This window comes from Bradyrhizobium brasilense (assembly GCF_029714345.1).
In the GTDB taxonomy this organism is placed as follows: Bacteria; Pseudomonadota; Alphaproteobacteria; order Rhizobiales; family Xanthobacteraceae; genus Bradyrhizobium; species Bradyrhizobium australafricanum.
In genome coordinates this window covers 7263264-7281628 of record NZ_CP121669.1, presented here as the reverse complement: position 1 = coordinate 7281628, position 18365 = coordinate 7263264, and the positions used below count along the sequence as shown (strand labels likewise).

At 59.9% G+C, this 18365-nt stretch carries 15 protein-coding genes and 1 pseudogene; 4 read left to right on the top strand and 12 right to left on the bottom strand.

Annotated features, from left to right (window positions below):
* Window positions 1-26 precede the first annotated feature (26 nt).
* The 3 genes from tnpB to QA635_RS33725 all read right to left on the bottom strand — a co-directional run bounded on the left by tnpB (window position 27) and on the right by QA635_RS33725 (window position 1620).
* Window positions 27-380, bottom strand: coding sequence for an IS66 family insertion sequence element accessory protein TnpB (gene tnpB, locus QA635_RS33735; protein WP_011931031.1), 354 nt, complete (start codon window positions 378-380; stop codon window positions 27-29).
* Window positions 374-796 carry an IS66-like element accessory protein TnpA gene (tnpA, locus tag QA635_RS33730; protein WP_283064013.1) on the bottom strand — a complete coding sequence of 141 codons (423 nt, stop codon included), beginning with the start codon at window positions 794-796 and terminating at the stop codon, window positions 374-376. The genes tnpB and tnpA overlap by 7 nt, the downstream gene beginning before the upstream one ends.
* Before the next feature lie 347 nt (window positions 797-1143).
* Window positions 1144-1620, bottom strand: coding sequence for an Lrp/AsnC family transcriptional regulator (locus QA635_RS33725; protein ID WP_283064012.1), 477 nt, complete (start codon window positions 1618-1620; stop codon window positions 1144-1146).
* Window positions 1621-1812: 192 nt separating this feature from the next.
* Between QA635_RS33725 and QA635_RS33720 the strand changes: the two genes are divergently transcribed.
* Window positions 1813-3294, top strand: coding sequence for an NAD-dependent succinate-semialdehyde dehydrogenase (locus QA635_RS33720; protein ID WP_283071968.1), 1482 nt, complete (start codon window positions 1813-1815; stop codon window positions 3292-3294).
* Between the two features lie 10 nt (window positions 3295-3304).
* Window positions 3305-4705: an aminotransferase gene (locus QA635_RS33715; RefSeq protein ID WP_283064011.1), complete on the top strand. Its 1401-nt coding sequence runs from the start codon at window positions 3305-3307 to the stop codon at window positions 4703-4705.
* Between the two features lie 443 nt (window positions 4706-5148).
* Here the strand turns inward: QA635_RS33715 and QA635_RS33710 are convergent, their stop codons facing one another.
* From QA635_RS33710 to QA635_RS33700, 3 genes are all read right to left on the bottom strand, one after another.
* Entirely contained in the window at window positions 5149-5856 is a 708-nt protein-coding gene (locus QA635_RS33710; RefSeq protein WP_283064010.1) for a hypothetical protein, read from the bottom strand.
* On the bottom strand, window positions 5853-6389 hold the full coding sequence (locus QA635_RS33705) for a hypothetical protein (protein WP_283064009.1): 537 nt from the start codon (window positions 6387-6389) through the stop codon (window positions 5853-5855). The genes QA635_RS33710 and QA635_RS33705 overlap by 4 nt, the downstream gene beginning before the upstream one ends.
* 371 nt (window positions 6390-6760) lie before the next feature.
* Window positions 6761-9559 (bottom strand): patatin-like phospholipase family protein, encoded by a 2799-nt coding sequence (locus QA635_RS33700; protein WP_283064008.1) that lies wholly within the window; start codon window positions 9557-9559, stop codon window positions 6761-6763.
* Between the two features lie 1242 nt (window positions 9560-10801).
* On the opposite strand from QA635_RS33700, the gene QA635_RS33695 reads away from it, so the two are divergent.
* Window positions 10802-12235: a porin gene (locus QA635_RS33695; protein WP_283064007.1), complete on the top strand. Its 1434-nt coding sequence runs from the start codon at window positions 10802-10804 to the stop codon at window positions 12233-12235.
* Here the strand turns inward: QA635_RS33695 and QA635_RS33690 are convergent.
* Together QA635_RS33690 and QA635_RS41895 are read right to left on the bottom strand one after the other, a co-directional pair.
* A complete protein-coding gene (locus QA635_RS33690; RefSeq protein ID WP_038373858.1) occupies window positions 12210-13655 on the bottom strand; it encodes an IS4 family transposase in 1446 nt (481 codons plus the stop codon). The genes QA635_RS33695 and QA635_RS33690 overlap by 26 nt on opposite strands.
* A gap of 223 nt (window positions 13656-13878) precedes the next feature.
* On the bottom strand, window positions 13879-14499 hold the full coding sequence (locus QA635_RS41895; RefSeq protein ID WP_425249083.1) for a hypothetical protein: 621 nt from the start codon (window positions 14497-14499) through the stop codon (window positions 13879-13881).
* Between the two features lie 182 nt (window positions 14500-14681).
* Between QA635_RS41895 and QA635_RS33680 the strand changes: the two are divergent.
* Window positions 14682-14987 (top strand): annotated as a pseudogene (locus QA635_RS33680) (IS3 family transposase); the annotation flags it as partial.
* Window positions 14988-15220: 233 nt separating this feature from the next.
* Here QA635_RS33680 and QA635_RS33675 read toward each other — a convergent pair.
* From QA635_RS33675 to QA635_RS33660, 4 genes are all read right to left on the bottom strand, one after another.
* Window positions 15221-16120 carry an ATP-grasp domain-containing protein gene (locus QA635_RS33675; protein WP_283064006.1) on the bottom strand — a complete coding sequence of 300 codons (900 nt, stop codon included), beginning with the start codon at window positions 16118-16120 and terminating at the stop codon, window positions 15221-15223.
* A gap of 90 nt (window positions 16121-16210) precedes the next feature.
* Window positions 16211-17200: a TylF/MycF/NovP-related O-methyltransferase gene (locus QA635_RS33670; RefSeq protein WP_283064005.1), complete on the bottom strand. Its 990-nt coding sequence runs from the start codon at window positions 17198-17200 to the stop codon at window positions 16211-16213.
* 88 nt (window positions 17201-17288) lie between these two features.
* Window positions 17289-17894: a 2OG-Fe(II) oxygenase family protein gene (locus tag QA635_RS33665; protein ID WP_283064004.1), complete on the bottom strand. Its 606-nt coding sequence runs from the start codon at window positions 17892-17894 to the stop codon at window positions 17289-17291.
* A 33-nt stretch (window positions 17895-17927) separates the two neighbouring features.
* Window positions 17928-18362, bottom strand: coding sequence for a GFA family protein (locus QA635_RS33660; protein WP_283064003.1), 435 nt, complete (start codon window positions 18360-18362; stop codon window positions 17928-17930).
* Window positions 18363-18365: the final 3 nt, after the last annotated feature.

The following is an 18365-nucleotide window of genomic DNA, read 5'->3' as shown; positions in this document are numbered from 1 at the left end:
CCCCGATGCAGCGAAGATTTTATGTCCTACGCAAGCGCTTTCGGCTGCGGGATTCGAGGCGCGTGCATGCGTGTCCAATCCATGCCGGCCAAAAGCGCCGACAGCTGCGCGGCATTCATCCGCATTACGCCAGCCACGATGGGAGGCCATTTGAAGCCGCTGCCATCGAGCCGCTTCCAATACATCACAAGGCCGCTGCCATCCCAGACGACAATCTTCACCCGATCGGCGCGCTTCGCACGGAACACCACCGCCACGCCCTTCATCGGGTCATGGCCCAGCGTCTCCTTCGCCAACAGCGCCAAGCCCTCCGCACCTTTTCTGAAGTCCACAGGTTGCGTCGCCACGTAAATCATGAGGCTCGCGGGCGGTGTCAGCATGAACGTGTCCGTCGAAGCGCCAAGAACACATCACTCAGCACAGCAAGGCCAGGTGTCCCTCGCACCTCCACGCGTGCCCCCTGGAGCTCGACCGTCACAACGGCTGCTTCCGGCGACACGGTGGGCTCTGCGGCCGCCGGTAGCGCCGATTCCGATACCACCGGCACGAACGACAGCGTGTCCGCCGAAGCCGGCAGCACCAACTGGCCCAAACGCGCCCGGCGCCGCCAGTCGTGCACCTGCTGGGGCCGGCACCCATGGCGACGCGCGACATCTGTGACAATCGCCCCCGGCTCAAGGCTTTCCGCGGCAATCCGTGCCTTCAAATCGTCCGGCCAGCGCTTTCGACCTGCGCCTGCGTACACTTCGATACGCGGTGACAACGGTCGTCTTATGTCGTCCGAATGGTCGTCCATTATGAGCACCCTTGCCGAAGATGACTCTTCTAACGGTGCTCCTAAGACTCCGCACAAACAATCCGACGGGCCTCGGCGCTACGCTTACTTTGCAAACAGTCCGGGCTGCAACATTTGACAGACCGGACAGGTAATCAACTCCCGGCCTCGCCAACCAGAGATGTCAGGCAGGAGGCGGAAAAAACCGGATTATCGTCGCTCTTAGCGTCTCATAAGCTCATAAGGACAACTAGAAGCGATACGAGTTCTGCCTAACAAAAATGATCTGCGCCGTGTTCGCGAGATGGGTACGCCTGGCCATGGAAAGCACATGAAGCACTTCGATCCCGCGAAGCGGGACGGCAGCTTCAATCCCCGGGCGGAGGCTCAATTGGAACAGCAAAGCCCGCCTTCACGCGGTCCATTATGACCATCGTCTTGAAGCCTTTGATGTCCGGGTTCTCATAGAAAAATCGCCGGGTGAACTGTTCATACTCTTCCATGGTGCGCGCGGTAACATACAGGACAAAGTCGGCATCGCCAGTAACGTAGAACCCGTTGACGACATCAACAGACGACTTGATCGCCTTCTTGAACCGGTCGATGATATCCGACCGTTCGCGCTCCAGATTTACCAGGACGAGCATTTGAATAGGCCGTCCCACCGCTTTTGCAGAAACGATCGAAACATCGGCCTCGATGATGCCCTCTGAACGGAGCCTCTTCAGTCGTCGCTGACAGGCGGTCGCGGAAAGGCCTGCCATTTCGCCGATCACCTCGGATGTCAAACGATTGTTCTTTTGCACGATCTCGAGGATTCGGGCGTCTATCCGATCGTACTGCATAGTCGTCTCCAGCCTTGAGGTGAATTTCGTCGCAAAATGCCTGCGCGATGCAGGAAATCATCCGGGCGTCAGGAAATGCGATGCAAATGTCTTGTGCGGCACCACTATCCTGAATGCACAGGAAATTTCAACAAGATGACCGCTCCGGATCCTTGAATGGCCCTTGAAACTATCCAGCACAGAAACCCTCGTTTGCCCGGTCTTGCTGCCAGCCACCTGCAGAACCTGCGCCGTCGCGATTTTGTGGCAGGAGATGCGCTGATCAACGGACGTTGGGTTGCGGGCGACCAGAGAGACGTGGTGGTCGATCCCGCGACCGGCGAGGAGATCGCGGATGTGGCCCGCTGCTCCGCTTCGGATATGGGTCTTGCGATCGGGGCGGCTGATCAATCGTTTGCTGCATGGCGGGGATTGTTGCCGGCAAGGCGTGGAGCGATCCTCAGGTCCTGGGCGTCATTGATGCTCGACCATTCCGAAGAACTCGCCGTTCTGGTGACGAGCGAGCAGGGCAAGCCACTGAAGGAGGCCCGCCAGGAAATCGCATACGGTGCCGGATTTCTCGACTGGTTCGCCGCAGAGGGCGAGCGCGCATATGGCGAGACTATCCCCGGCCACAAGCCGGAAAGCCTGCTTCAGGTGCGAATGCAGCCGGTCGGTGTGGCGGCAGCGATAACTCCGTGGAATTTTCCTGTCGCGATGATTACCCGAAAGGCGGGGGCCGCGCTCGCCGCCGGTTGTCCGGTCATTGTGAAGCCCGCGCCCGAGACGCCGCTTTCTGCTCTTGCGGTAGCCAGGCTGGCCGAAGAGGCAGGCATTCCACGCGGTGTATTTCAGGTGGTGGTTGGTCGTCCGCTCGAGCTCTCGACGCCGCTGCTGCGAGACACGAGGATACGCGCCCTTTCTTTCACCGGTTCTACCGATGTCGGTCGTCTGCTTCTTGAGGGCGCGGCCGACACGATCAAGAAGGTCTCGCTGGAGCTGGGAGGACATGCTCCGTTCCTGATCTTTGATGACGTCCATATTGAGAAGGCAGTCCAGGGTGCCATGGCGGCAAAGTTCGCGACGTCGGGCCAGGACTGCCTGGCCGCCAACCGCATCTATGTCCAGAAAGGCATCCATGCGAGCTTCGTCGAGGCCTTCGCCGGCGCAATGGCCCGACTGAAAGTCGGCCATGGTCTTGAAGCTGCAACAGACATCGGGCCGATGACCAGATTGTCGGTCGCCGACAAGTGCAGAGCCCAGATAGCTGATGCTGTGAACAAGGGCGCGCGCATTGTCTGCGGTGCTCATCAGGGGAACGGTCCGGGTTCAAACTTCATCACGCCGACGCTGCTGGGCGATGTTACCGAAGACATGCTCATTGCGCGTGAAGAGACGTTCGGGCCGGTTGCCGCCGTACTTCCGTTCGAGTCGGAAGAGGAGGTCGTTGCCCGCGCCAATGCGAATGAAATGGGGCTGGCCGGTTACATCTACACGGACAATCTGCGCCGGGCACTTCGCCTTTCCGAGCAGATCGAGTGCGGCATGCTCGGTATCAATACGGCCTCATTCACCGGACCGCCGATTCCATTCGGGGGATGGAAGCAGTCCGGCCTCGGCCGCGAGGGCTCGCGACACGGCCTGGCGGAATACATGGAACTCAAATACGTCTGCTTCGGCGATCTGGCAGCTTAGGAGAAACGGAATGATTGACATAAAAACCATCGCTGAACGGGATCGCGCCAGTGTCCTGCATCCCTTCACCCAGCTGAAGGAATTCGCCCGGGGCAGGAGCGGCGATCCGACGATCGTTACAGGTGGCGAGGGCATTCGCATCCAGGATGCCGAAGGACGCAGCTACATCGATGCCTTTGCCGGCCTCTACTGCGTCAACATCGGGTACGGTCGAACGGAGGTGGCCGAGGCCATCGCGCGGCAGGCTCACAAGCTGGCTTACTACCACACCTATGCCGCCCACACGACCGAAGAGCTGGCGACGCTGTCCGATCGTCTGGTGCGAATGGCGCCGGGCAAGCCAGCGAGAGTATTCTTCGGCCTGTCCGGATCGGATGCCAACGAAACGCAGGCCAAGCTCGTCTGGTACTACAACAACCTGCGTGGCAAGCGAGAGAAGAAAAAGATCATCTCGCGCGAGCGCGGCTATCATGGCTGTTCGGTCGTCTCGGGCTCGATGACCGGGATGTCGTTCTACCACGATCATATGGATCTTCCCTTTCCGGGCATCCTGCACACAGGCGCTCCGCATCACTATTGGGGCGCGGAGGCAGGCGAGTCGGAGGAGGACTTTTCTCGCCGCCGTGCCGCCGAGCTGGAGGAACTCATCCTGCGGGAGGGCCCCGGGACGGTCGGCGCCTTCATCGCAGAGCCGGTGCTGGGGACGGGCGGTATTACGCCGCCGCCGGCGGGCTACTGGCGTGAAATCCAGGCCGTGCTTCGACGGCACGACGTGCTTCTGATCGCCGACGAGGTGATCTGTGGATTCGGGCGAACCGGGGCCGATTTCGGCAGCACGCTCTACGGGATCGAGCCTGACCTCGTGACCGTCGCCAAAGGCCTGACCTCCGGCTACGTGCCGCTCTCGGCCGCCATCGTTGGTGAAAGGGTGTACGCGGTCATGGAGGAAGCTGCGGACAGGGTCGGGGTGTTTTCACACGGATATACCTATTCCGGGCACCCCATTGCGGCCGCAGCGGCCAACGCGGTTCTCGATATCGTTGAAGGGGAACGCCTGGGCGATCGCGCAAGGATCGTCGGCTCGCATTTCCAGAAGAGGCTCATTGAGCGCTTCGCGCAGCTCGAGATCGTGGGGGAAGTGCGAGGCGTTGGCCTGCTCGGTGCGATCGAGTTCGTTGCAGATCGCCACACCAAAAGGCGTTTTGACCCGCAGCTCAAGGTCGGTGCCCGCATCTCAAAGGCTGCCCGTGATCGCGGGCTTATTGCCCGCGCGATGCCACACGGGGACATCCTCGGCTTCGCCCCGCCTCTTGTTGTCTCCGAAGCCGAGATCGACGAGATTGTCGAACTCGCGCACGGAGCGACAAAGCAGGTGCTCGACGAGCTCTCGAAGGAGTCGGCCCTTTCCTGAAGCCTGATTCCGGCGGGGCGTCGGGAGCTCGCGGAGCATTTCGTTGAGCGCTGGAGAGCGGAGGCGCTGTCACCCGCCGGCGTCAGGACCTTCTTCAGCCGCGGGGGTAGCGCTCGCCCGTAGAGAAGGGAGCGCGGAAGCGAAGACAGAATTCTCATAGAAGAGAATCGCGGCAGGATCGTAGTCGGCCTTCTCCCCGATGCCGGCGAACGTTCGTCCCGAAGCTGAGGGACAGGTGCAGAAGCGCTTCTCCTCGCCCCAATATTTCCGTCGGCAGGTAGCGAATGCCGGTTGACGCAGCGTCGCACCGATCGCGAGATTGACATTGAACGGTGCATTTGCAGGCTTTCGCGCCGCATCCGGCGAAAGCAGGTCTCAACCTCTGCATCTTCAGGACGAAGTGCAGAGTTGTGCACGTCCATACGAGGCGCCGGACGGCGCGTCTAGGCGCCCCATTCCTTCAGGATGCCGGTGAATTCTGCTATTGTAGTGGCGTGCAGGAACATCATCAGGAGAGCGACCACAACCGCAATGAAGAACAGGTTGGGTTCGTAGATCCATTCGATCGCCGGTGGCGTTTCCGCCTTCCCGGGTGCAGAGCCGCCAGCGAGGCGGATCTTCGAAATCCCGCGAATGACCAACGAGTCAATGATGGCGGCGAGAGCCGCATATCCCAGGTGCGAGATGAAGTTCTGGGGGCTGGGCTTATGGGGCGAATGGCCGGACGGCCACACGTCAAAAACCAGATCTGCAAGAATATCCTTTGGATACCCATACCACAAATGCGTCAGCCAATAAGACAAGGCCAGCAAAAGCAAAGAGGTGCCCCAAACGATCAGTAACGCAGCGACGGCCCCGCGACGGCGACTCGGCAAATCAGCTCTGACCGGCATTATCCCCGCCAGAACGAATCCCGCCAGAAGAAAGCTCAATACGCAGATCACGGAAAAGATCACCGCGGACAGGTAACTTTCAGTCGAAACACCGCCAGCGAAACGTGTGATCACATAATATTCAAGGGGGATGACCAACCAGATCAACTTGGGTACCCACCGGCGAAGCCCATAATCGGCCACCAGCAGATTGACCGGAAAACGCGACCATGACAGCAGTTCGCCATACTCTCTTGCGATCGCCGCGACAGGAATCATTGTCCGTCCCAGTTGATAACCTGATTGACCAACTCATCAACCCTGCGGCCACGAAGTCTCTTCAGAACGACCGATGTGGTCCTCGGCTTCCAGACCGTGGCAGCTTCGAGAGCATTGGACTCGGCGTCGGAGAACCAGCCCTTTCGCCGGACCGGTCCCGTAGGTAGAGGCGGACTGAAGCTGACGCAGGCCATTCCAGATGTCTCACGGTACGCAAATTCCGACGAAATTCCCTGGTAGCGGCTGGTGAGTTCTGGCTTTGGAGCCGCATTTGCCGGAGGCGCGATGGTGCTCGCGACCTCATAATCCGTCGGCGTATCCTGTCTTCTTATTGTCTGGAAGACATAGTGACCCAGCAGGCTGGCATCATCCGTCCGGATGCCTTTGGCACAATCACCGGTTTGCGGATTCTGCATCTTGAAGTGGAAGTAATCGTGCAGCTGGCGTTCCTGCTCGCGGCTTCCGTCTGCGGCGTGATAGTCGATGTATCTGTTGAGTTCAACGAAACGGTCATCGCGATTAAACGAGAGCAACGGGTTTCCGCCAGAGCAGCGAGAGACGATCGGGGGACGGTACACATAAACCTTGTTTGCGCGAGGCGAGGCGGCTGCAGTCGTCTGCGTCCGAATGTGCCACACGCCCTCGTCACCGTCCGCGGGCGGGGGCCCTGGCGGTGAGTAAATGAACCTGCTGTTGACCGAATAGTGCAGTTTCCCGCTTCCTACGAGGCGCGCGACGACCTCTCCGTTGGAACCTGTGTAAGCATAATAAAGTCCCGGTGGCCGCAATCGGGGACAAAGCTGGTCGGCGTCAACCCATTGTGCGTGAACCGGGTCAGGCAGCCCGAGAATACAGGCCGACAGAGCAAAAACCAGCCTTGACCCGATCATAGACCTCTCCATTTCTAATTCTCGGCCGCTCCGCCGGGAACGACTTCGACCAAGCCCTCTGCCGCTTTTTCAGCGTGATCACGCAGGTCAGTCCGGAATCCAGCCAACGCGTCTGTTGCCCGTCTCACTGCGGCCTCGATCAGGCTGCGGGTATCACTCGCAGCTGCCGCCAGTTGCGAATTCCGTATCGCGACCGCCGAAATGAAGCTGCCGATATCGGGATAAGCGGTGCCCGGTTTGCCGTCGATGCTGTTGACAACGAACCGCCCGAGCGCCCGATAGGCTTCAAACTGGGTTTCCCCGAACCATTGGTCGACTGTCGGTTCATGAGGAAATTGAGTGTTCTTGATCGCGTAGCTTCGAACTGGTGCCGGTTCGATTCCCTGAAAATCCGGTTTCAGGTAGAGGAGAAGCCCGGATCCGCCTTCACGATAAGAAATATCTGCAACTGCACAGTAAGACCCGCTCGCGGTCGGGGGATTCGTACGCTTGACTATCTTGAGGGACTGGAAATCGATCTCGGCGTCAAGGTCGATCGAGATCTTGCGCAAGGCATTGCCCAGATCTTCAAATGCACAATTGGGATCGGCTCCTGCGTCGCTGACGACAATCAGACGGCATCTGCGGCGCACCATCTCGTAAAGACCGAGATTATCAAAGTGGCCGCCATCGGACAGGTTGACGTAAGCCTTCCCTTCGTCCGTCAGCCCGAGCGCCTCTTCGAACATCGGCTTGGCCGCAAGCACGGGACCTCGATGCTCGAACGTGTGGTTCCCGGCCGGACCAGGATTACCCAGCCATGCGCCCAGCCGCACGTTGAAGAACGTCAGCAAGAAACTGAGACCGAGGGACGAATGATAGCCCATGTTAGGGCTCGCGGCCGCGCCCGAGATCGTCATCGCGGTGCCGAGATCCATTGTCCCCCCGTACTTTGCGGCGGAGCGGTAATAACCTCTTGCCCATCGCAGGTCAGTTGCTGGCGGCTCCGCGGGATCCCTCAGATCACCGCAGCCAACGGACAGGGGTGTCGCTGTAAAAGACAGCGCCTTCCTTTCGCGCCAGGCCAGTTCACGGGTGGCGACAACGTTAAGCGCCATGTTGATCACGTGCAGATGCGGCGGCTTGTCCGGGCCATTTACCGCAGGCCATAGTTCATTCAGTCGAATGTTGTCCCATTGGTCGAAATCGGTGAAATGATTTGGACTTCGATCGGCCTTCGATGCGCCAAGAAACGCCCGGATAAGGCGATTGCGATAGATGCCGTGCAGGGAAAACCGGTTTGTGTTGATCGCCCATGATGCGACAATGGCGAGCCCGAACGCTGCAGCAAAGAATGTCATCAGCTGGTTCAGCGATCTGCTTTCGAGTGGTGCGGCGAAACCGATGAATTTGCCATCGTGGATTGTTGCGTCGACGATCGCCGAGAGTGTGCTGACGAGCACTCCGAAAAACAGCGGAACGGAAACCGCCAGAATCAGGGCTGCTGATCTGTCCTTGATGGTCGCATAGCCCTTCTTGATAACTGCTGCCGTTGACGAAGCCTTTCCAATGAGGCTCGCAACAAGACCTGCACCTCCACCCCCGACGGCCAAAGTCGTTATGGTCGGCAATTTGCCGCCATCGCTGTTAATAAAATGCAGGACCAGATAAGCACCGCCGAAAATCAGCAGCATCGCGATCGCCCAGCCTGCGGCGGCCCGTCCGTGATACCCGGCAGCGCGCGCCAGCCACTCCCGTTCGGCGTCCCCCCATCGAACATAGCTCGTAATACCGCAGTACAGCAGCTCGCCAGCAAAAGACGCGCCTACGAACAGCGGTGGCCCAAGGCAGATCAGTACGAATGGTATGAAGGACGGATGGCTGACCGACAAGTGTGATGACACGACGGCCTCCACCATGACGGCCAGAATGTAACCCGTCAGGACGCCCGACGCCGTGAAGGCCGCAATTATTCCAGACGAATGTATCGCGGACAGCGTGCGGATATTCTCGATTGTCGAAGTGTCATCCTTGCGCCTCGGCCGCGTGAAGGACAATGCCAGTACGGCCGCGATCAGATACACGCTACCACCGATCATGATCACGGCGGCGGTCGCGTTGATCGTGGATCTTGACGAAAACTCGTGGAACTTCAGCGCGGCAATGCTGACGAGGCTTCCGCCTATCAGGACCGGAAGCATCTCATACCAGATAAAGCGTTCGCGGCCGGACGATTCGTCGCCCCACCCGGGACGTTGCTGGACAGAGTCCAGCACGGCGGCTCCGATCATGGCGATCCCGAAGCCGCCGATAGCGGCGATCCAGGAGGCGCTGTCGCGTGGAATGATCAGGCAGAGCTGGACCAGCAGCTTTACTCCGACAATACCGGCAATCAATGCAGGAATCAGAATAAGCCAGTTCAGAAGCAGGTTTCGTACGAACAGCGCGAAGAGAGTAAGTGTGTCGGTGGACAGAACGCCGGCACGTGGCGTCAGATAACTTGTATACCGGCGCAAATGCTGCAGCGGTGAAATCTTCGCCCTGGCCGGCAAACCGCCACGAAGTTCAGCCTCGACCTCGTCGTAACCAGCGCGCTGCACCCAGGCCGTCAATAACGAGCCGACATAACCTCCGCCGGAGACGGTAGACAGATAATCGAACTTCGAAAGGATCCTGCGGTCGGCAAGTCCCTGGATAACGCCCAGCGCAAATGCAGCACTGCGAATGCCCCCACCGGACAGACACAACGCGGAGAGGTCCTGCAGTTTCTGGACGCCATCCTGATAGGCTTTGACCTTGTCTGTGGCCGAGGCTCCGGCGGAGATATCAGCCACCTGGTCCGCGTCCAGACCCCGCCGCCTGTGAACCGCCTTCAGTTCATCCAGCAGTACATCGCCAACGTCAGGAATTGCCGGAGCTTCCTTGCGTGGAGTTGCGCAACAACCGGTCATCCACGATTGCTCGTCTTGCTCGCAGGAATGCGCAAGCACATCCCCGCTGGTAAAATATCGCCTGGTTTCAAATAACTGAATTCAAAGCTCCGGCGTGAATTTGCCATACCCTGTAAATGGTTGCAATCTTTAGTTGCGAATAGTCCGTATTGCCTTTGTCCATTTCGTACCGTTTGCGGTTTGCTCCTTGCGAGCTTCGTCTGGTGTCGGCTTCGGGTGAGTCGAAAGCGAAGCAGTCCGCATTTCCAGGCCGCGTCGCCGTTTGTTTCGATGTGCCCGCCCGGCCCGAACGAGATCGTGCAGCCGCACTGCGGAGAGACGAAAGGCTCTCACCAGATTTCCCTGGCTGTCCCTCTCACGCGCAGTCATGCCAATCCATTTTATCAATGGCGAAGCGGGCACCTCGCCAGGGAGCGGCTTGCGACGGGCGCGTCCCAGATCTGGATCACGAATGTCGAGCCGTCGTACGTCGCGCGGCCCGGACGGCTTCCGATCTGGTCGTCGTCGTTCAGAAAACATGGCCGTTGAAGGCGCCTTGCCGTCAGGCCGTCCGGATTCCAGGAGCTTTGCCGGTGGAAGCTGGTCGAGCCGGTCCCTTTCGCAGCGCGGTTCACTCGCTGGCACGGGGTCCAATTCAGGCAGGAGGCTTCTGGCCGGTCGACCAGACGATTTTCGATCGTACGCAGTTCTGTATCCATCAGGCTTGCAAAGGCAAATCGCTTCTCGTCGTGCTCCACACGGTCCCGGTGCCACTGGCGGGGCGCCTGAATCAATCCAGCCAGGCGGTCAGCGAGAGCCCCACAATCCAGAACAATGCTTCATTGAAGCAGCGGTCGTCCGCGTGGATCGCGCAGTCGGGTGAGTCCCATGGTCGACCGGGACGGTAAAGGTAAGGTTGACCGCTTCAGCGCACAAAAGCTGCGAATGCTCCGCCTCACGCGCAGAATTTGGAGGTTGGGAGGGCCCGGATTGATGAACCCCGACTTCGGTACCTAGGTAACGTTTTTGTCAGACATCGAGGGGGGCCTCGAGTCGTTCCGTCAAGCACAGTCCGTCGCAGTGAAATCAGCAGCGACGGATCTCTGGTGCACGGGACCCACGTTTTTCGAACCTGGAGGGTCATCGATGAAACTGACGAAAGGTATTGTCCTCTGTTCTGCTGCAATGTTCGGCGCCGGAGCGCAGGCCGCCGATCTACCTGTGAAGGCCAAAGCCATCGAGTACGTGAAGACGTGCTCCCTGTATGGAGCCGGGTTCTTCTATATTCCTGGCACAGATACCTGCATCAGGCTCGGTGGTTATCTGCGTGTCCAGGCGGGGCTGGCAACCAACGCTCTCTATGATGCGGCCAACAGCGGGGTGGCCGGCGCGCAAAATCGCCTGCGCAACTATTACAGCACCGGCTCGCGTGAAGATCTGACCATCGACACGCGCACGCAGACAGACTACGGCGTGGTCCGCACATTCTTCGACAGCGTATTCACCTGGAATGCGGGCGGCTATGCCGGTGCCGGCACAACCGCCGTGAATGGTTCGACCGCTTACAGTGGAGCGACTGTCGCCGGCGGGACGCTGGGTGTCTACTACGCCTTTATCCAGTTCGCCGGTTTCACGCTGGGCAAGGCGCAGTCGCAGTTCTCGGCCCCCTGGGCAAACTATCCCGGCAACAATTTTGACGGCCTGCCCGGCGGCGGCGGCTGGGACCCCGTCAACCAGTTCACCTATACTGCAGATCTGGGTCAGGGCATCAGCCTCTCCTTCTCGGCCCAGGATCAGGTCCAGCACGACACCACCAACATCTGGAACGTGAGTGCGGCAACCGCAGCGGGTCTTGCGAGCGGGGCCTATGGCGGGAACGATATCGCCGGTACCGCGTCTCCGGATTTCATTGCCATGCTTCGCGTCGACCAGGCCTGGGGCCTCTTCCAGGCGGCAGTCGCCGCGCATGACAATCATGCCGCCTGGTACGGCGCCGATGAGACGACCGGTCATCCGGCCGACAAGTGGGGCTGGGCCGGGCAACTGGCATTGTCGATCAAGAACATCCCGACCGGTCCAGGTGACACGATCAACCTGACAGGTGTCTATACGACCGGCGCGAGCCGCTACAACTTCCAAGACTATATGTCGACCAGCTATGCGATGTACGGCGGGACGGGCCTTGCCGGTGCTTCTCAGAGCGTCGGACTGGGTGGTCTCTCTGACGCGGTCTTCGTTGCAGGCTCGGGCCAGGAGTTGACCACGACCTGGGGTTTCCGCGGCGGCTACACCCACAACTGGGATCCGCGCTGGGCCACCAGCGTCTACGGTGCGTGGGCGGCAGTGCGTTATAACAACACTGCCAAAGGCTATATCTGCGGCGCGTTCATCGCAACGCTTTCGCTGTCAAGCGGCGCGGCCGGCTGCAACCCGGACTTCAACTATTCGGTTGTCGGCACGACGACCGGCTGGACACCCGTCAAGAACCTGACGTTCTCGGCCGACCTGGCCTACTCGATGCTCGATCAGAAATATGCGGGCGGGAGTCTTTCAATTACCCACATTGTCGACGAGTTCTGATTGAGAGGCCGAAGACGATGTCATGGAGGCGTGTTAGTCCTCGCCAGACAACCATGTTTCCTGGCGGCGGATCGTGGTTGCGAGCGAGGTAGCCGCCGAGCATGGCGATCTGGAGCAAATAGGTGGCGAGGGTCTTGCGCAAGATGCGCGGCTTGGCCCGCGCCGCGTCGATGGCATCAAGCGTCGCAATTTCGGTTGTGGTGAGAACTGTCTCCGGCGCAACCTCGGGCTTTGCTCGTGCGGACATGGTGAGGAAGAAGATACGCCAGCTGACCATCGCGATGAGGGCGAGGAACTTGGCCAGCCGCTCGGCGGTCTCAAGCCTCGCCTCTTCGGCGCGGCAGCCAGACTTCATTACCTTATGAAACACCTCTGCTTTCCAGCGCAAGGCGTACCATTCGAGCTTCTCGATGGCGATGGCGAAATCTCCGACCGGCAGATTGGTCACCAGCTTCCAGTCGATCGGCGGACGGCCCGCCGGCGGGTCGATCTCAAGGGCTTGGATGTAGGTGAGAAGCTGAGGACTGTATCGCTTCTGCTTGCCGACGGGCGGCAAGGTTTGGATGGTGGCGAACTTCACGTGCACGCACGCCGTCTCATCCTGTCCGATCGCGACGTAATGGCGTCCCGCCCAAGGCGCCGCCGAGAGCTGGGTGAAGACCCGATGAGCTCTATCCCGTGGCTCCGCGCCGGCGGGCGCGGCGGCCAAGCGATTGGTCTGCACTCGCACCAGAAAGCGCGTGCCGAGATCCTGCGCCAAGCAAAAAAGCTCGTAGATATCGCTCTCGCGGTCGGCCACATGCACGCAGCGCTCCGGCGTGCCCACGAGCGCCATCGACTGGCGCAGGTTCTCCAGCCAGCGATAGCTTTCCTTCGTCTCGATCGGCACGCGCGTGGGGTTCACGTGCCGCTTGAGCGTCCAGGTCCCCTTGAACTTCGTGCGTGTCCAGAACTTCGCTGCCGTCAGCCCGAGCGGCGTGCCGCCGAGGGTTACAGCCAAGCTCGAATGCATCAGCACCCCACACAAGGTCACCACGTTCGGCTGACCCGCCTTATAGCGTCCGGCGTTGATGGTCTTGGTGAAGCCGATCTTACCCGGCTGCGCACGGCTGTAGATGAACTCGGTTGTATCCTGCAAAATGAGGATTGGTCCGTCGTTCGCCGCGCAGCGCCTGGCGGTCGCGGCAAAATGGCCGGCCAGCATCCCATGCTCGGTCACGCGCGGATTGTCGAAGAAGCGATAGGCGGCCTTCGTCGCCGCCCAGTCGCCGCACGCGGCCGGGACCGGTTGGCCGGGTGCCGCCGACATCTGATCAAGCAGGCGGCCAAATCGGCGCGCCAATCGCTTGTCCGGCAGCCCTGCCGCAACGACTTCGTCGTCATGCCAGCCTGCAGCACCAGCTCCCGTGTCTCTGCTCATCTGTGACGCCTCCGCGAATCGGCGTCACAAACAGAATCACAGAAGATTCAACCGGTGCAAATCCTACGCGCGAGATGTGGGTAATTGAAAGGGCGGGAGTACGGTTACGCTGCCGGTGCAGTCAGGTATCGCCAAACCAGGTGCTGTGTATGAGCTCAAGGACCAGAACAGCCTCACGCTTCTGCTCCGCGCCCAGCGCAACTGGTGAGTGAGTCTCCTGTCATCAGCGAAAGGAGAAGACGAAACGGCGTTGTTGATCTGCATTTGACCTCCAGGAAGGCCTCCGGCATGCCCGCCGGGGGGCCTTCGCATTCACTCCAGCGCACGTTCTTGCGGACGCGAGCCCGTGGAGGCCCGGGAGACGCTTGCTCTGTCGAAAATCCTGCTTTGGACCCGTTTTCCCTGTAGTCCGCCACGGCTCGCCAGACATATCATTCCAGCGCGCCTGATCGAGGCGCCAGGCAATGAGCCTGTGCCACCCAACGACTCTACGGCAGCCGTCATGCATAGACGCCGCAGCCGAGGCGCGTGAGGTACCGTTCGACGAGCTCGATACGGCCGGAGTGGTCAGAAGATCGATCGGGCGGCGCTGCTCAAGACCGATCGCCGAACGCTCGAGCGATTGCTCGGCATCTTCCTGCGAGCCAAACACGTCCGTGGCCCTGGCCAGGATTTCCGCGAATTTCCAGGTTCGGCCGCTCTGCTCCTGGCTGAGCCGTTTGTCCGGGGCATCTTGCGTCGCTGGAATGTACGAATGCTCATGCCGACGGCTTTGACCAGCTGAGTCCGTTTTGTGAATCACGAGCAGGCCATCCACGAGATGATCCAGCGCGGAGACGGGCATCCGCTCACAAGCAGTTCGTGAGCCTCGAGAGGGCTCGTGATACGCCGCGCCAGAATGCGCGGCCCGCCCAGCAAGTCGGTCACTTTCTGGAGTTCGTTGCCAGGCCCTTCTGGAGCCGGTTTCCCGGCTGCAGCACTCATGGAAGCCCTCGCGTCATGCGTCGCTAAATATGTGTCACATGTCGCGATAAATCAAATGCAGTCGACCGCCGCCGTTCGCGGCGCCGGCCAGTTCGCAGCGGCAAGTGTGTTTGCCTGCCGCAAGTCGTGGAATCCCGGCAAGGCCGGGAAGCCGAGCGCCTTGTTGAGACAAGGCCCAACGCACGCTGGTCGCTGGATTTCTCTCATGACCAGTTTGCCAATGGTCGATGCTTTCGCATCTCCAACATCATCGATGGCGCAATCGGGTAGTGCCTGGAGGCTATTCCGGATACATCGATCGCCGGCCGGCGTATCGCCCGCGAACTGACGGCGATTGTCGAACGACGCCAGGCAAGAGCCTCGCTCCTTCCCGAAATATATCACCCTGCGACCGGTGCCGCCCACCTCACTGCAACGGACGGCTGCGCAACCCCGACCAGCTGCGCCGATTCGTCAGTCGCACCACCTGGCTTGCAAGTCCACGACTCTTGTCGCTGCCGGATGAAAACGCAGTGGCAGGCCGGTACGACGCGCTTCTCACCCGGCTTCTCCGCCATGGAGCTGACGTTTCGTAGCCGCAGCTATGCTGCAAGCTTCCGAAAGAACGCTGCAGCAACACGGCTCCGGTGAGGTTCACCCAGTTCGCCGAATCCCCCGCCCGTCTCGAACTCGCAAAACCAGAACTCGGAGCCGGTCCACAGCCAGTCGACGCACAGGTATGTCGTTTCCAGGTATTCTGCGAGAGCCCGCGAGCCGTCCAGCAGCGCATCCGGCGTGGTACACAATTCTCCTTCCTTCAAGGGTTCGCGTCTGCGGCACGCGACAATCTCGCAGCGGTCGAGATAAACGCGATACTCGGCTTCGATCGAAATGCAGGGCTGAAGGACAAGCAATCGCCCTGGAAAGGGAGGGTTCTCAATATACTTTTGCAGCCCGGACCGGTCGTTTATTGTTTTCTTCCCCAGCCCCGATGTCAGATCGCGTGGCCGGATGAACATTGGATAGGAGCCTATGGTCTGCTCGGCAAAGTCCAGCTGTGAACGAGTGGAGCGCTCCGCCCCGAGCAGCGCCGTAGTCAATACGCGAAGCCCGAGTTTCCGTGCGATATCAACTCCGCGAAACTTGTCTTTACAGGCCATCGGGAATTTCGCCGTATAATTCAGCAGTCGTACGTTCGTCGAATTCGCGATCAATCGATAAAGCGATTCCTGCTTTCTTTCCTTTTGCAGATCGGGATGTATCAAACCGACGTAGGCGGCTCCATCCCGGGACAGTATGTTCCCGAATTCACTGTGCCAGGCGACGGAGGGCTCGCCGCTCGCGATGTAGATATCCTCAAGATGGATCAACCGGAATTTGTAGCCCAGAGCTTCCGTATACGTGGCGTACAACCCGTTGTAGACATCAAGTGATGTCCTGATGACTTCATCCATCGTCGCTGGATATCCGTCGAATGAATCGATCCAGTAGAAATTCTTCATCTCATTCGTTTCGAATAGAACGGAGCCGACGCCCGGCCTCATCCAGACCGGCTTCGCGCAAGACCGCAGGAGCCGACAGGCAGTGGAAATCTATATGGTATAAACCGGCCTGTCATGGCGGTGATCCTGAAATCCGTTCCAGAAATCGCGCAGGGCGTACCAATACCCGTAAATGTCGGACTTCTTGGCAGTTTCGCCAGCTCTTAGAAGCGAGAGCAGCAGGCCGGCATTCTCGGCCGGCTCCCGAGCGTCGGCACTGTCCCTGGCGCGGCGCCAGCATCCCTCCAGCGTCTCGATGAAGAACCGATCACTCCGGAGATAATCCAGGCTGTAAATGTTTCCGTCAACGCTTGAGAGCGTTCTCTCAATGTCGGCGTTCTCTCCTTTCTTGATCACAACAGTGTAGGGAAAGGAGATGTGAAAAAGCGGAACTATCCGTCTCGCGTTGAAAAAGCCCACTGCTGCGCGAAGCGGTCCCTGGGCCGGATGAAAGAAGTCGTCGATGACGATGTAACCCCCGTCCGAAACCCGGTCATAAAGTGCGTCCAGCACGGGGCGGACACTTGTGTAAAGATCGCAATCAATGTGGACAAACGCAAACTTCGCCCCGGGGGACAACCGGGGAAGTGTGTCGTCGAAAAAACCGGGAACAATCTCGACGACGTCCCGGAGCCCGAAATTGCCGATCCTTTTTTCGAGGCGCTCCTTCCATTGTGTAACAGGGCGTCCGTCCGGGGGACCGTAGTCGCCTTTGCGAAACACCGGATTATCCAGTTCGGGATGAAGTGCCGGCAGGCCGGTGAAACTGTCCAGGCAATACATCTTCCGTTGATGTTCGCGTGCCCGCAGTCCGAGGAAGAGCGACATCCCACCCATTCCAACGCCCAGATCGATGAAGTCACCCTCGATCTGCCCGATGTTCTCTTCGATCAGTCGCCCATACAGCCATTGCCCCCAGGGGAACGGGGGAAACATGCTATAGCGGGCGAGCATTCGAATATCGCTCCCGAGCTGCCCTGGCAGTTCGCAGAATTCGAAAAGATCGAACGGAAAGTAGTTATGCCGTTTCGTCAGAGCCATTGCGATCTCCAACCCGCAAGAGAGCTTTGCAGATCCGGCCGGAAGGATCCATTCCGCTGGATCGCCACTGCCGGACGCTGAAAGCTGATCAGCATGTCTCGGCGCGGGCCAGCCAGAATGCCAGCGTGCAGCGTTGCCCGGCCGTGACCGGCGTCACCTCGTGTTCCAGTTCAGCGTCGGTCACCAGGACCGTAAAATCGTGCAGGAGCAGCGCGGGACGGTCGGGAGGGTAGATGGCGAAGGCGCCGCCTGCCTCGGCGGCGTTGAGCTGGACGATCACCGCTGCCAGATACCGCTTGCTGGATTCGCTGTCGCGATGCCGGCCGATGAATTCGCCCTCGGCCAGTTCATGCGCCTGCATGCGGCGCACGACGAGCGGATCGCTGGCGAGGATCGTCTCATACAGCGCCAGCTTGCCGGGCGCTGCGACAATGGCGAGCAGCGCATCTACCAGCACCGCGTCTGTCGCGCGCGGCCGCTCGCCATCGACCAGCAAACGGTGCACGCGCACGGACACAGCCTCGTCCGTATCGCCGGTCGTGACGACGACGAAGCGATCGGGATCATTCATGACAAGATGGCGGATGCGGGCTCGTTCCTCCGGTGAGAACGGGCAGTCATGCGATCCGAACGCCAGGTAGCCGGTCTGCCTGAACCGGTCGGCGAGCGATTCCTCGATTGCTTCACGCATCATCCACCCCCTGGTCCATCGCGCTGCGGTTCACGTCTATTCCGTGGTCTTGTGCGTCCCGGCCGCGATACTCGTCGCCCAGTTCCTCCCGTCGAATTCGACATACTCGAACGCGACATCGGGCGGGAATTCGATGCAGCGGGCATTGACGCTGCGAAACCCCGTCGGATGTGATCGGGGCTGATAGAACGGCTTGATGCCGCAGCGGACGCAAAAAGTATGAACAGCGAGGAACTCACCGAAGCGATACTGTTTCAGGTATTCCTGCCCCCGGTGAAGCCGGAAATGCTCCTCAGGTACCATCAGCTCCTGATGGCCTGATTTGTGGCAGATGCTGCAATTGCAAACGGTGATTGTCAGATTTCTTGTAGCTGCAGCCGAAAACGCCACGCCTCCGCAATGGCAGCTGCCGTGGTACCAGAAGCGCCGGACGCCCGTCTCGTCCAGGAATTCGGCTGGCAGGTCGATCAATTG

Coding starts and splice junctions, on each gene's coding strand:
- tnpB (WP_011931031.1), bottom strand. CDS start 380: ATGCTGACACCGCCCGCGAGCCTCATGATTTACGTGGCGACGCAACCT.
- tnpA (WP_283064013.1), bottom strand. CDS start 796: ATGGACGACCATTCGGACGACATAAGACGACCGTTGTCACCGCGTATC.
- QA635_RS33725 (WP_283064012.1), bottom strand. CDS start 1,620: ATGCAGTACGATCGGATAGACGCCCGAATCCTCGAGATCGTGCAAAAG.
- QA635_RS33715 (WP_283064011.1), top strand. CDS start 3,305: ATGATTGACATAAAAACCATCGCTGAACGGGATCGCGCCAGTGTCCTG.
- QA635_RS33710 (WP_283064010.1), bottom strand. CDS start 5,856: ATGATTCCTGTCGCGGCGATCGCAAGAGAGTATGGCGAACTGCTGTCA.
- QA635_RS33695 (WP_283064007.1), top strand. CDS start 10,802: ATGAAACTGACGAAAGGTATTGTCCTCTGTTCTGCTGCAATGTTCGGC.
- QA635_RS33690 (WP_038373858.1), bottom strand. CDS start 13,655: ATGAGCAGAGACACGGGAGCTGGTGCTGCAGGCTGGCATGACGACGAA.
- QA635_RS41895 (WP_425249083.1), bottom strand. CDS start 14,499: ATGCCCGTCTCCGCGCTGGATCATCTCGTGGATGGCCTGCTCGTGATT.
- QA635_RS33675 (WP_283064006.1), bottom strand. CDS start 16,120: ATGAAGAATTTCTACTGGATCGATTCATTCGACGGATATCCAGCGACG.
- QA635_RS33670 (WP_283064005.1), bottom strand. CDS start 17,200: ATGGCTCTGACGAAACGGCATAACTACTTTCCGTTCGATCTTTTCGAA.
- QA635_RS33665 (WP_283064004.1), bottom strand. CDS start 17,894: ATGATGCGTGAAGCAATCGAGGAATCGCTCGCCGACCGGTTCAGGCAG.